General features: G+C 58.6%; 13 protein-coding genes. 5 read left to right on the top strand and 8 right to left on the bottom strand.

The genetic code is table 11. The annotated features are described in order from the left end of the window. Positions 1–280 precede the first annotated feature (280 nt). On the bottom strand, positions 281–1,060 hold the full coding sequence (gene fpr / locus UB23_RS01415; RefSeq protein WP_003443014.1) for a ferredoxin-NADP reductase: 780 nt from the start codon (positions 1,058–1,060) through the stop codon (positions 281–283). Positions 1,061–1,182: 122 nt separating this feature from the next. On the opposite strand from fpr, the gene UB23_RS01410 reads away from it, so the two are divergent. Beyond that, on the top strand, positions 1,183–2,109 hold the full coding sequence (locus UB23_RS01410; protein ID WP_045057557.1) for a LysR family transcriptional regulator: 927 nt from the start codon (positions 1,183–1,185) through the stop codon (positions 2,107–2,109). Here the strand turns inward: UB23_RS01410 and UB23_RS01405 are convergent. The 3 genes from UB23_RS01405 to UB23_RS01395 all read right to left on the bottom strand — a co-directional run bounded on the left by UB23_RS01405 (position 2,106) and on the right by UB23_RS01395 (position 4,150). Next, on the bottom strand, positions 2,106–2,468 hold the full coding sequence (locus UB23_RS01405) for a diacylglycerol kinase (RefSeq protein WP_034149863.1): 363 nt from the start codon (positions 2,466–2,468) through the stop codon (positions 2,106–2,108). The two genes, UB23_RS01410 and UB23_RS01405, sit on opposite strands and share 4 nt — an antisense overlap. Positions 2,469–2,543: 75 nt before the next feature. Further along, complete coding sequence (erdR, locus tag UB23_RS01400) at positions 2,544–3,194, bottom strand: response regulator transcription factor ErdR (RefSeq protein WP_045057556.1); 651 nt, start codon at positions 3,192–3,194, stop codon at positions 2,544–2,546. A gap of 197 nt (positions 3,195–3,391) precedes the next feature. Next, entirely contained in the window at positions 3,392–4,150 is a 759-nt protein-coding gene (locus tag UB23_RS01395) for a tRNA-uridine aminocarboxypropyltransferase (protein ID WP_236695818.1), read from the bottom strand. 160 nt (positions 4,151–4,310) lie between these two features. On the opposite strand from UB23_RS01395, the gene UB23_RS01390 reads away from it, so the two are divergent. After that, complete coding sequence (locus tag UB23_RS01390; RefSeq protein WP_045057554.1) at positions 4,311–4,733, top strand: quorum-sensing-regulated virulence factor family protein; 423 nt, start codon at positions 4,311–4,313, stop codon at positions 4,731–4,733. Here the strand turns inward: UB23_RS01390 and UB23_RS01385 are convergent, their stop codons facing one another. Beyond that, positions 4,734–4,928 carry a hypothetical protein gene (locus UB23_RS01385; protein WP_045057553.1) on the bottom strand — a complete coding sequence of 65 codons (195 nt, stop codon included), beginning with the start codon at positions 4,926–4,928 and terminating at the stop codon, positions 4,734–4,736. It lies immediately after the preceding gene. A 370-nt stretch (positions 4,929–5,298) separates the two neighbouring features. Here UB23_RS01385 and UB23_RS01380 point away from each other — a divergent pair, with 370 nt between their 5' ends. Beyond that, positions 5,299–6,417, top strand: coding sequence for a TIGR00730 family Rossman fold protein (locus tag UB23_RS01380; RefSeq protein WP_045057552.1), 1,119 nt, complete (start codon positions 5,299–5,301; stop codon positions 6,415–6,417). Positions 6,418–6,460: 43 nt separating this feature from the next. On the opposite strand, the gene recX is transcribed toward UB23_RS01380, so the two are convergent. The 3 genes from recX to UB23_RS01365 all read right to left on the bottom strand — a co-directional run bounded on the left by recX (position 6,461) and on the right by UB23_RS01365 (position 8,573). After that, entirely contained in the window at positions 6,461–6,928 is a 468-nt protein-coding gene (gene recX / locus UB23_RS01375; RefSeq protein WP_045057551.1) for a recombination regulator RecX, read from the bottom strand. Positions 6,929–6,936: 8 nt separating this feature from the next. Further along, positions 6,937–7,989, bottom strand: coding sequence for a recombinase RecA (gene recA, locus UB23_RS01370; RefSeq protein ID WP_045057550.1), 1,053 nt, complete (start codon positions 7,987–7,989; stop codon positions 6,937–6,939). Between the two features lie 83 nt (positions 7,990–8,072). Then, positions 8,073–8,573 (bottom strand): CinA family protein, encoded by a 501-nt coding sequence (locus UB23_RS01365; protein WP_045057558.1) that lies wholly within the window; start codon positions 8,571–8,573, stop codon positions 8,073–8,075. Positions 8,574–8,813: 240 nt separating this feature from the next. Between UB23_RS01365 and mutS the strand changes: the two genes are divergently transcribed. Further along, on the top strand, positions 8,814–11,393 hold the full coding sequence (gene mutS, locus UB23_RS01360; RefSeq protein WP_045057549.1) for a DNA mismatch repair protein MutS: 2,580 nt from the start codon (positions 8,814–8,816) through the stop codon (positions 11,391–11,393). 141 nt (positions 11,394–11,534) lie between these two features. Continuing rightward, positions 11,535–11,858, top strand: coding sequence for a ferredoxin FdxA (gene fdxA / locus UB23_RS01355; RefSeq protein WP_045057548.1), 324 nt, complete (start codon positions 11,535–11,537; stop codon positions 11,856–11,858). The last annotated feature ends 205 nt before the right edge of the window (positions 11,859–12,063 follow it).

Below are 12,063 nucleotides of genomic sequence, written 5' to 3'. Positions count from 1 at the left end.
AGACAAGGTCAGGCGCAAGTCCTGCCTTCAGGAGCCATCGGCCTCCCCCAGAAACACATCTTTGTATGTCAGCACCAACGAGCTTAGACCTCTCTCGCTGGGTGCTGGGTCAACATACAAGGAGCTGCCGAAGGCCGCGATCTTTTGACCTTGATCTTCTTTCCCGAATTTCAAGAGCAAAAGATCGCAGCCTTCGGCAGCTCCTACCTGAAATTGTCGGACATAAAAATGCCCCCATTGCCTGAGCAGGCTATGGGGGCATTTTAGTGATGCGAATGGCTTACTTCTCGACGAACGCACGCTCGATCAGGTAATCACCCGGCTCGCGCATCCGCGGCGAAACCTTCAGGCCGAAGCTGTTCAACACTTCGCTGGTCTCGTCGAGCATGCTCGGGCTGCCGCACAGCATGGCGCGGTCGTCCTGCGGGTTGATCGGCGGCAGGCCGATATCGCTGAACAACTTGCCGCTGCGCATCAAGTCGGTCAGGCGACCTTCGTTTTCGAATGGCTCGCGGGTCACGGTCGGGTAGTAGATCAACTTGTCACGCAGGGCCTCGCCGAAAAACTCGTTCTGCGGCAAGTGCTCGGTGATGAATTCGCGGTAAGCGACTTCATTGACGTAACGTACGCCGTGGCACAGGATCACTTTCTCGAAACGCTCGTAGGTTTCCGGATCCTGGATGACGCTCATGAATGGCGCCAGACCGGTACCGGTGCTGAGCAGATACAGGTGCTTGCCCGGTTTCAAATCATCGAGTACCAGCGTGCCGGTAGGCTTCTTGCTGATGATGATCTCGTCGCCTTCCTTCAGGTGCTGCAACTGGGAAGTCAGCGGGCCATCAGGCACCTTGATGCTGAAGAACTCGAGATGCTCTTCCCAGTTCGGGCTGGCGATCGAGTAAGCGCGCATGAGCGGCCGGCCGTTGGGCTGTTGCAGGCCGATCATCACGAACTGACCGTTTTCGAAGCGCAGACCCGGGTCGCGGGTGCACTTGAAGCTGAACAGAGTGTCGTTCCAGTGATGAACACTGAGGACACGCTCGTGGTTCATGTTGCTCATGTACGGGGGACTCCTGGAGATTTTGCCTGCGCCGGTGATGTGCGCAATTGCATCGCATTCTAATGGCAGCGACAATATCTGTTAAATGGATTATTAAGATAAGGGTTATCGGTTATATAGATATGCGATTTACTCTCCGTCAACTGCAAGTCTTCGTCGCTGTCGCCCAGCAGGAAAGCGTATCCCGTGCTGCGGGACTGCTCAACCTCTCACAATCGGCGGCAAGCACTTCGATCACCGAACTGGAGCGCCAGTCCAGCTGCCAGCTGTTCGACCGCGCGGGTAAACGGCTGAGCCTCAATGCCCTCGGCAAACAGCTGCTGCCCCAGGCTGTGGCCCTGCTCGACCAGGCCAAGGAAATCGAAGACCTGCTCAACGGCAAGTCCGGTTTCGGCTCCCTGGCAGTCGGCGCCACCCTGACCATCGGCAATTACCTGGCCACCCTGCTGATTGGCAGCTTCATGCAGCGTCATCCTGAAAGCCAGGTGAAGCTGCATGTGCAGAACACTGCCAACATCGTGCAACAGGTCGCGCACTATGAAATTGATCTGGGTCTAATCGAAGGCGACTGCAGCCACCCGGACATCGAAGTGCAGAGCTGGGTCGAGGATGAATTGGTGGTGTTCTGTGCGCCCCAGCATCCTTTGGCCATACGCGGTACGGCGAGCATGGACGAGCTGTCGCAAGAAGCCTGGATCCTTCGGGAACAGGGCTCCGGCACGCGCCTGACGTTTGACCAGGCCATGCGACATCATCGCAGTGCGCTGAATATCCGCCTGGAACTGGAACACACCGAAGCGATCAAGCGCGCGGTCGAGTCAGGCCTGGGAATTGGCTGCATCTCGAGGCTGGCACTGCGTGATGCATTCCGGCGCGGCAGCCTGGTAGCGGTGGAAACCCCGGATCTGGACCTGGCGCGACAGTTCTATTTCATCTGGCACAAACAGAAATACCAGACCTCGGCGATGCGCGAGTTCCTCGACCTGTGCCGCGCCTTCACCGCCGGGGTCCAGCGCAGCGACGAGATCGTCCTGCCCACCATTGCTTAAAGCAGAATGACTGCCCAGACCAGCGCGATCATGGTCAGTGCCACGAACTGCGCGGCGCTGCCCATGTCCTTGGCATTCTTGGACAGCGGGTGCAATTCAAGCGAGATGCGGTCAATGGCCGCTTCCACGGCGGAATTGAGCAGTTCGACGATCAGCGCCAGCAGGCAAACGGCGATCAACAACGCCTGTTCCACCCGGCTGACATTCAAAAAGAACGACAGCGGTATCAGAATGACGTTAAGCAGCACCAACTGGCGGAATGCCGCCTCACCGGTGAAGGCCGCGCGCAGCCCATCCAGTGAATAACCCGAAGCGTTGAGGATGCGTTTGAGGCCGGTCTGGCCTTTGAAAGGAGACATAGAGTTAGCAACTGCACCAAAAAGGAGTGGGAAAGCTAGACCAGTGAAAGTCAAAAAAGCGTGAACGAGCCGGGTTTAATGGCTCGAAATTGACTCAAGTTGTTGCAAGAGCAACGCCGCCTGGGTGCGAGTGCGCACATTCAGCTTGCGAAAGATGGCGGTGACATGTGCCTTGATGGTGGCTTCCGAGACGCTCAGTTCATAAGCGATCTGTTTGTTCAGCAAACCTTCACACACCATGGTCAACACCCGGAACTGCTGGGGCGTGAGGCTGGCCAGGCCTTCGCTTGCCGCCTTGGCTTCGGCGGAGACACTGACCGCCTCAAAGGCCTGCGGGGGCCAGAACACATCGCCGTCCAATACCGCCCTGACGGCCTTTTGAATGACGCTCAGGTCGCTGGACTTGGGAATGAAGCCACTGGCCCCGAACTCGCGAGACTTGACCATGATCGAGGCCTCTTCCTGGGCCGACACCATCACCACCGGAATCTGCGGGTATTGCCCGCGCAACAGCACCAGGCCGGAAAATCCGTAAGCGCCTGGCATGTTCAAGTCGAGCAGAACCAGGTCCCAGTCGGACTTTTCGTCCAGGCGGGTCTCCAGTTCGGCAATACTCGCCACCTCCACCAGCCGGACTTCGGGGCCCAGGCCCAGGGTCAACGCCTGATGCAATGCGCTACGGAACAGTGGGTGGTCATCGGCAATCAGGATTTCGTATGTGGCCATTTTTCAAATGATCCTGTTTTTCAAACAACTCGAGGTACAGCCACGGAGCTGCACCAACAGGGCACGTTCAACGCCAATCACAAGCTAAAACGGCGTCTCAAACCTTGGCCGCGCCCCAATCGGCGCCAAGCATGCCCAGCGAAACCGGGGTGGTCAAGGTACATGGCCAGTACAGATCTTTACAGTATGGGCGACAATCAGCCCAAGGCAGCAGAACCGTTCTGCACGAAGGGCATCAGCTCGGCATGTGCGGGGGTAGAAACATTCATGTCCAGCTGGTGCTTGGCATCGAGGTAGTGCTGGCTGAACACGTCGAAATAAGCGTCCAGTGCCGATGCGGCCGCCACATCGCCGGCCAGATCCAGACACAGCGCCGCCACTTCGGCCGTACACAAATGTTCGCTACGCGTCGACCGGCGCAGGCGATAGCGTGACAGTTTCTCGGGCAGCAGGCTGAGGATCGGGAGCGCATCAAAGTACGGGCTTTTACGGAAGATCTTCCGCGCCTCGGTCCAGGTCGCGTCCAATAGAATGAACAGTGGGCGCTTGGCGCTATCGACCTCGACGGTGTTCGTTACCCGCTCAGGCTCGACATACTCGCCCGGAAACACCAGATACGGTTGCCATTGCGGGTCGCGCAGCAACGCCAGCAACTTCGGGTCGGTTTCAGTACGTGACCAGATGAATGCATGGTTGTCGCGCACCACGTCGGCAATCAGCCACCCGGTGTTGCTGGGCTTGAAGACTTCCTTGTTGGTCATGATCAGGCACACGCCGGAGCGCGCATCGACCTGCGGGCGCCAGGCACACAGGCAGTGGCTTTCGATCACGCGACAGGCGCGGCAGCGAGTGGCCCTCCAGCCCCGGGCCTGTATCGGCTTGATGCCCTCTTCCTCACGCTGATCGCGCAAAAGGGCAACGGCATTCGCCGCAAAGAGAGGGGCAGAAGGGATTATCGACACGAACAACACTCGGCTGGGCATAAAGTAGTAGCAGTTTATCAGAGCAGCCCGCGCAAGCCTGTACCGTCCAGGCCTCGTCCCCTATAATTCGCCGCCACTGAACGCACAGTCATGTGACGGGTCGAACCACCAGTCACTGAACCAGGAGAGTTTCATGCTGCGCTTTATCGTTCCTACCGCTGCCATTTTGCTGGCGTCGTCCTTCAACGCCCAGGCCGCTTCCTTGAAAGACATGGAACTGAGCAAAATGCTGCAAAACGTTGCCGCTCAAAGCAGCGTCGGCACTCCGCGGGCAATCAATGAAGACATTCTCGATCAGGGTTACACCGTTGAAGGCAAAGAGCTGATCAACCACCTGAGCGTGCAGAGCACTCACGCCGACAAGATGCGCGCCGACCCGAAGGCTGTTTATTTCCAGCTGGGCTCCACCGTCTGCAACAACCCGGGCTTTCGCAAGCTGATGGCCAAAGGCGCGATCATGCGTTACGAATTCACCGAGGTTAAGACCAACCGTCCGGTCGCCAGCGAGCGTTTCCAGGAATCGGATTGCCCGAAAGTCAATCAGAAGAAAAAGTGATCATCGGCAATTAGCGCGTCGCTGTTCGTCCTCGGCGCGCAATTCCGCTATAAGGGCCTGCAAGTAACGCGAACGACGCTGGCCACCTGCAAGACGCCGGCAGCACTCTTCCTCGAGACTCAAATGGTTGGTCTCGGCTGATACCTTGAGCAATCGATACAGCTGCGTATCGATTTCCAGAATGACCTTGGTCATAGCTTCCCGCCTCCCTGCCCTTTCGCCCCAATTGCGCGATAAATCCTTTGAGTTACCTGTACCGTGCGTCTTGCCCTTGCGCAAAACGGTCGCGTCACGCCTGTTAGTAAGTAAATCAGAGCGCTGAACTCTCGGATCAGGTTCAGACGAGTGGTGAAATCACTTCTCGAATCGTTAATAAGCGATTGCCATGAAAGACTTTGCGGCGCAATGATCAAGTCAGCGCGAATCCTCGCCAAGGACTAGATTTAGAGTAATCACCACTACATCTTTGGGCCGGGAAGGAGCCGCCCGTCATGGATTTTTGAAGTTGCGAACGTTTTTTTCATTCACCGAAAAAAACCAGAGCCCGCACGCAAGGAGAAGTTGAATGCCTTACCAACCGAATGACCTCCTTAGCCGTCATTTTGCAGAAAGCGGCCACGACCTCACCAGCAAGGTCGAAGAACTCCTCAACCTGGTTTCACCTGCCAGCCCGAACTCCCCGATCTACCGAGACATGATCCTCACCGTGCTGCGCATGGCGCAGGAAGACCACAACCGCTGGAATGCCAAGATCACCCTGCAGGCCCTGCGCGAACTGGAAGACGCCTTTCGCGTACTGGAACAGTTCAAGGGACGACGCAAAGTCACGGTTTACGGTTCTGCCCGCACACCTGTGGAAAACCCTCTGTACGCAATGGCTCGCGAGCTGGGCGCTGCGCTGGCGCGTTCAGACCTGATGGTGATCACGGGCGCCGGTGGCGGGATAATGGCGGCAGCCCACGAAGGCGCCGGCCTTGAACACAGCCTTGGCTTCAATATCACACTGCCCTTCGAGCAGCACGCCAACCCGACCGTCCGGGGCACGACCAACCTGCTGTCATTTCACTTCTTCTTCACGCGCAAGCTGTTCTTCGTCAAGGAGGCCAATGCGCTGGTGCTCTGCCCCGGAGGTTTCGGCACCCTGGATGAAGCCCTGGAAGTACTGACATTGATCCAGACCGGCAAGAGCCCTCTGGTGCCGGTGATACTGCTGGATGCGCCAGGCGGTACTTTCTGGCAGGGCGCGCTGGACTTCATTCACCATCAGCTCGCAGAAAATCGCTACATACTGCCCACCGACATGAAGCTCGTCAGCCTGGTCTACAGCGCCGAAGAAGCGGTGGAACAGATCAATCAGTTCTACAGCAACTTCCACTCCAGTCGCTGGCTCAAGCACCAGTTCATCATTCGCATGAACCACAGGTTGAGCGACCAGGCACTCGACCATATGCAGGAAGCGTTCGCCGATCTGTGCCTGAGCGACCATTTCCATCAACACGCCTACAGCGGCGAAGAACACGACGACGAACAGTTCAGCCACCTGGCACGACTGGCGTTCACCTTCAATGCGCGGGATCACGGACGTCTGCGCGAACTGGTGGATTACATCAACCTGCCGGAAAACTGGGCACAACCCAAACCCCAGGCTCAACAGCGCACGCGGGAACCTTCAAAGGTGACGTGATGCGAATAAAAAAGGCCCGCTATCATTGGCGGGCCTTTTTCATTTAATCGTCCATCCCTCGACCGCTGAACAGCCGACTGATCATTTCCATCGAATAGCCGCGATAACTCAGGAAACGCCCCTGCTTGGCGCGCTCCCTGGCATCGATGGGTAGATGCCCGGCAAACTTGCGCCGCCAGGTTTCTTCCAGCTGATCGTGCCAACTGATCCCGCTCTCGCGCAGAGCGAGCTCGATATCGGCGCGCTGCAGGCCACGCTGGCTCAGTTCTTCACGGATACGCAGCGGGCCGTAACCCGAGCGGGCACGATAGGACACGAAGCTTTCAAGGTAACGGGATTCGGACAACAAACCCTCTTCCGTCAGACGGTCGAGTGCAGTGTCGATCATTTCAGGGAGAGCGCCGCGCTGACGCAGCTTACGCGTCAGCTCGACTCGACCATGCTCGCGTCGCGCGAGCAGGTCCATTGCGGTTCGCCGCACTGCGACGAGTGTATCGAGTACGGCGGTCATCGGATCAATCAAACATCTACATCAACCAGGTCATCTGCTTTCACCCGATCTGCCAACGCTTTGACGTCTGGTGCCGGACTCAGCAGTTTGTCGCGCAGCTGCTTCTCAAGTTTCGCCGCGATTTCCGGGTTGTCTGCCAGGAACTTGGCCGAGTTGGCCTTGCCCTGACCGATCTTGGTGCCTTCATAGGCATACCAGGCACCGGACTTCTCGACAAAACCATGCAGTACGCCCAAGTCGATCATCTCGCCATTGAGATAGATGCCCTTGCCGTAAAGGATCTGGAATTCAGCCTGACGGAACGGCGAAGCCACCTTGTTCTTCACAACCTTGACGCGGGTTTCGCTACCAACGACTTCATCACCTTCTTTCACCGCGCCAGTACGACGGATGTCCAGGCGAACCGAAGCGTAGAACTTCAGCGCGTTACCACCGGTGGTGGTTTCCGGGCTGCCGAACATGACGCCGATTTTCATCCGGATCTGGTTAATGAAGATAACCAGGCAGTTGGCGTTCTTGATGTTACCGGTGATTTTACGCAGGGCCTGGGACATCAGACGGGCTTGCAGGCCAACGTGCATGTCACCCATTTCGCCTTCGATCTCGGCCTTTGGAACCAATGCAGCCACGGAGTCAACGATGATCACGTCAACTGCGTTGGAACGCACCAGCATGTCGGTGATTTCCAGGGCTTGTTCGCCCGTGTCCGGCTGGGAAACCAGCAGGTCGTCGACATTGACGCCCAACTTGCCAGCGTACTCCGGGTCGAGTGCGTGCTCGGCGTCGACGAATGCGCAGGTGGCACCGGCTTTTTGCGCCTGGGCGATGACCGACAGCGTCAGTGTGGTTTTACCGGAGGATTCAGGACCGTAGATTTCAACGATACGGCCTTTAGGCAGACCGCCAATGCCGAGCGCGATGTCCAGACCCAGAGAGCCAGTAGAGATAGCCGGGATCGCCTGGCGGTCTTGATCGCCCATACGCATTACGGCACCCTTGCCGAATTGACGTTCGATCTGACCCAGGGCCGCAGCCAAGGCTTTCTTCTTGTTGTCGTCCATTAAAGTCCTCACGTAATCAATAAGGCCTGACGGCCAACACCTGTATAAGTAGACAGTATTATTCCACAGCGCTTCAGGATCGCCTACCCCTGATTTGAGATTTCTGAAGCGGCATGCCGTAGCAGCCCCTCTAGCGCGGCCTTCACCGTTTGTCGGCGGACCTCGTCGCGATTGCCCGGGAAGTGCTGGACCTCGCTGAACAGCTGCTCCCCGACGCCCCAGGCCAGCCAGACCGTACCGACCGGCTTGCTCGCAGATCCGCCATCCGGCCCGGCAACACCGCTGACCGCCACGGCAAAAGTCGCCCGGCTTTTATCCTGGGCGCCCCTGACCATGGCCTCGACCACCTCGCGACTGACCGCGCCTACGGTGGAGAACAGCTCGACAGGCACATTCAGCTGCTCGGTTTTCTGCCGGTTGGAGTAAGTCACGTAACCGGCTTCGAACCATGCCGAACTACCGGGAATCCGGGTAATTGCCTCGGCGATCCCGCCGCCGGTGCACGACTCTGCCGTCGTGACATGAGCATTGAGAACCTGCAGGCGTCTGCCAAGTTCAGCGGCGAGCTGGGTGATTTCTTTCACGGTCATCTCCTTGTCGGGCGGGATAAGCACTACCGTACACGAGCCGATTACGCTTGCAAGGCGCGCCCCCCATCAAAAATGTGAGGAAATGCGCGGTGCGCGCGGGGATGGAAGTGCATCGCAGGGCTTTCACTCCTGCGGCGGGCGGACTGCCCATGGTAATCTTGCGCCCATCGCGGAAAAGCCGGGCCGACGTCCCTCCTTTGCCCTACACATTTCAACGAATTTGCCTGATATCCGATGAATAAAGCGCTCTCCGATCTGTCCTCCCACACGCCAATGATGCAGCAGTACTGGCGCCTGAAAAACCAGCACCCCGACCAGCTGATGTTCTACCGCATGGGCGACTTCTACGAGATCTTCTATGAAGATGCGAAGAAAGCCGCCAAATTGCTGGACATCACCCTGACCGCGCGCGGGCAGTCTGCAGGACAAGCGATCCCCATGTGCGGGATTCCTTACCACGCGGCGGAAGGTTACCTGGCGAAACTGGTAAAGCTTGGCGAGTCGGTGGTGATCTGTGAGCAGGTCGGCGACCCGGCCACCAGCAAAGGGCCAGTGGATCGCCAGGTGGTGCGGATCATCACGCCGGGTACGGTGAGCGACGAAGCGCTGCTGGATGAGCGCCGCGACAACCTGATTGCCGCGGTGCTGGGAGACGAGCGCCTGTTTGGCCTGGCCGTGCTGGATATCACCAGCGGCAACTTCACCGTGCTGGAAATAAAGGGCTGGGAAAACCTGCTGGCGGAACTGGAACGCGTCAATCCGGTGGAGCTGATGATCCCGGATGACTGGCCAAAGGACCTGCCCGCAGAGAAGCGCCGCGGGGTTCGTCGTCGCGCGCCGTGGGATTTCGAGCGTGATTCGGCGTTTAAAAGCCTGTGCCAGCAGTTCTCCACCCAGGACCTGAAAGGGTTCGGTTGCGAAAACCTGACCCTGGCGATCGGCGCTGCCGGCTGCCTGTTGAGCTACGCCAAGGAAACCCAGCGCACCGCCCTGCCGCACTTGCGCAGCCTGCGACACGAGCGCCTCGACGACACGGTAGTGCTGGATGGTGCAAGCCGGCGCAACCTGGAACTGGACACCAACCTTGCCGGTGGCCGCGACAATACCCTGCAATCGGTGGTTGACCGCTGCCAGACCGCCATGGGTAGCCGTCTGCTGACGCGCTGGCTAAACCGTCCGCTTCGCGATCTCAAGGTGCTATTGGCACGCCAGACGTCCATCACCTGCCTGCTTGATGCCTATCGATTCGAACAGCTGCAACCGCAGCTCAAGGAGATTGGCGACATCGAGCGGATTCTGGCGCGGATCGGCCTGCGCAACGCCCGCCCCCGCGACCTCGCCCGCCTGCGAGACGCGCTCGGTGCGCTGCCGCAACTGCAGGTGGCGATGGCTGAACTGGAAGCGCCACACATCATTCAACTGGCCGCGACCACCAGCACCTACCCGGAACTGGCCGCGTTGCTGGAAAAAGCCATCATCGACAACCCGCCGGCGGTTATCCGTGACGGCGGCGTGTTGAAAACCGGCTATGACAGCGAACTTGATGACCTGCAATCCCTGAGCGAGAACGCCGGGCAATTCCTGATCGATCTGGAAGCGCGGGAAAAAGCCCGTACCGGCCTGTCGCACTTGAAAGTGGGTTACAACCGCATTCATGGGTATTTCATCGAACTGCCGAGCAAGCAGGCTGAGTCGGCGCCAGCGGATTACATTCGGCGCCAGACCCTCAAGGGTGCCGAACGCTTCATCACACCGGAACTCAAGGCTTTCGAGGACAAGGCGTTGTCGGCCAAGAGCCGGGCGCTGGCCCGCGAGAAGATGCTGTACGAAGCATTGCTCGAAGACCTGATATCAAAGCTGCCGCCACTGCAGGACACTGCTGCGGCGTTGGCCGAACTGGACGTGCTGAGCAACCTCGCCGAACGTGCTCTGAACCTGGACCTGAACTGCCCGCGCTTCGTCGAAGAGCCGTGCATGCGCATCAGCCAGGGTCGCCACCCAGTGGTCGAGCAAGTGCTGACCACCCCGTTCGTGGCCAACGACCTGAGCCTGGACGACAACACCCGCATGCTGGTGATCACCGGTCCGAACATGGGCGGTAAATCCACCTACATGCGCCAGACCGCCTTGATCGTGCTGCTGGCGCATATCGGCAGTTTTGTTCCGGCAGCCAGTTGTGAGCTGTCGCTGGTCGACCGCATCTTCACGCGGATCGGCTCCAGCGATGACCTGGCTGGCGGGCGCTCGACCTTCATGGTTGAAATGAGCGAAACGGCGAATATCCTGCACAACGCCACCGAGCGCAGCCTGGTACTGATGGACGAAGTCGGACGCGGCACCAGTACGTTCGATGGCTTGTCCCTGGCCTGGGCAGCGGCGGAGCGCCTGGCGTTCCTGCGCGCCTACACCCTGTTCGCTACGCACTACTTCGAACTGACGGTATTGCCCGAGGCCCAGCCCCTGGTCGCCAACGTGCACCTCAACGCCACCGAACATAACGAACGCATCGTGTTCCTGCACCACGTCCTGCCGGGGCCTGCGAGCCAGAGTTATGGCCTGGCCGTGGCACAGTTGGCCGGCGTACCTGGCGAGGTGATTCTGCGTGCCCGCGAGCACCTTGGCCGACTGGAAGCCACCGCCTTGCCGCACGAGGCGCCCAAGCCGGTCAAAGGTAAAAACCGCGCGCCGCAGCAGAGCGACATGTTCGCCAGCCTCCCTCACCCGGTGCTGGATGAACTGGCTAAACTCGACCTGGATGACCTCACGCCACGCAAGGCGCTCGAAATGCTCTATGCACTGAAGACACGGATCTAACGCACTTGCTTGCAAGCTGTTAGAATCTCGCGCGGTTTGGGATGCTGCAGGCTACAGCCAGGCCTGCAGACTATCGCTCCCAAACCTGGCGACCCCAACGTGAAGGGGCTCCGCTGCCGCCGCCTGAGGAGAAAATTAGAAATGACCTTCGTCGTCACCGACAACTGCATCAAGTGCAAGTACACCGACTGCGTAGAAGTCTGTCCGGTGGACTGCTTTTACGAAGGCCCGAATTTCCTGGTGATTCACCCGGATGAGTGCATCGACTGCGCGCTGTGCGAACCAGAATGCCCTGCTGTGGCCATCTTCTCCGAAGATGAAGTCCCGGCCGGCATGGAAAACTTCATCCAGCTGAACATGGAGCTGGCCGAAGTCTGGCCAAACATCACCGAACGCAAGGATCCACTGCCGGATTCTGCGGCATGGGATGGCAAGACAGGCAAGCTCGAACACCTCGAGCGTTGATCTGATCGCGTTCGCGAAAAGGCCCGTTACGGGCCTTTTTTTTAAGATCAAAAGATCTTGCTTTTCTACAGGCAAAAAAAGGGGCGGTTTGACCCGCCCACATTTTTTCCCTAGTCCCTGTTTTCCTTTTCATCATCCTGATGAATCGCATCCTGCGATGTCCTTCCCCTCATCCTGAGGGGCGTGTCTATCCGTCGACACAACC

It is taken from the genome of Pseudomonas sp. ES3-33 (genome assembly GCF_000952175.1).
Taxonomy (GTDB): Bacteria; Pseudomonadota; Gammaproteobacteria; order Pseudomonadales; family Pseudomonadaceae; genus Aquipseudomonas; species Aquipseudomonas gregormendelii.
This window is presented reverse-complemented; position numbering and strand designations above follow the sequence as displayed.

What these genes read in the sequence shown, in the direction of transcription:
- erdR (WP_045057556.1), bottom strand. Translation starts at nt 3,194, where the DNA reads ATGGCCACATACGAAATCCTGATTGCCGATGACCACCCACTGTTCCGT.
- fdxA (WP_045057548.1), top strand. Translation starts at nt 11,535, where the DNA reads ATGACCTTCGTCGTCACCGACAACTGCATCAAGTGCAAGTACACCGAC.
- recX (WP_045057551.1), bottom strand. Translation starts at nt 6,928, where the DNA reads ATGACCGCCGTACTCGATACACTCGTCGCAGTGCGGCGAACCGCAATG.
- fpr (WP_003443014.1), bottom strand. Translation starts at nt 1,060, where the DNA reads ATGAGCAACATGAACCACGAGCGTGTCCTCAGTGTTCATCACTGGAAC.
- UB23_RS01405 (WP_034149863.1), bottom strand. Translation starts at nt 2,468, where the DNA reads ATGTCTCCTTTCAAAGGCCAGACCGGCCTCAAACGCATCCTCAACGCT.
- recA (WP_045057550.1), bottom strand. Translation starts at nt 7,989, where the DNA reads ATGGACGACAACAAGAAGAAAGCCTTGGCTGCGGCCCTGGGTCAGATC.
- UB23_RS01410 (WP_045057557.1), top strand. Translation starts at nt 1,183, where the DNA reads ATGCGATTTACTCTCCGTCAACTGCAAGTCTTCGTCGCTGTCGCCCAG.
- mutS (WP_045057549.1), top strand. Translation starts at nt 8,814, where the DNA reads ATGAATAAAGCGCTCTCCGATCTGTCCTCCCACACGCCAATGATGCAG.
- UB23_RS01380 (WP_045057552.1), top strand. Translation starts at nt 5,299, where the DNA reads ATGCCTTACCAACCGAATGACCTCCTTAGCCGTCATTTTGCAGAAAGC.
- UB23_RS01385 (WP_045057553.1), bottom strand. Translation starts at nt 4,928, where the DNA reads ATGACCAAGGTCATTCTGGAAATCGATACGCAGCTGTATCGATTGCTC.
- UB23_RS01390 (WP_045057554.1), top strand. Translation starts at nt 4,311, where the DNA reads ATGCTGCGCTTTATCGTTCCTACCGCTGCCATTTTGCTGGCGTCGTCC.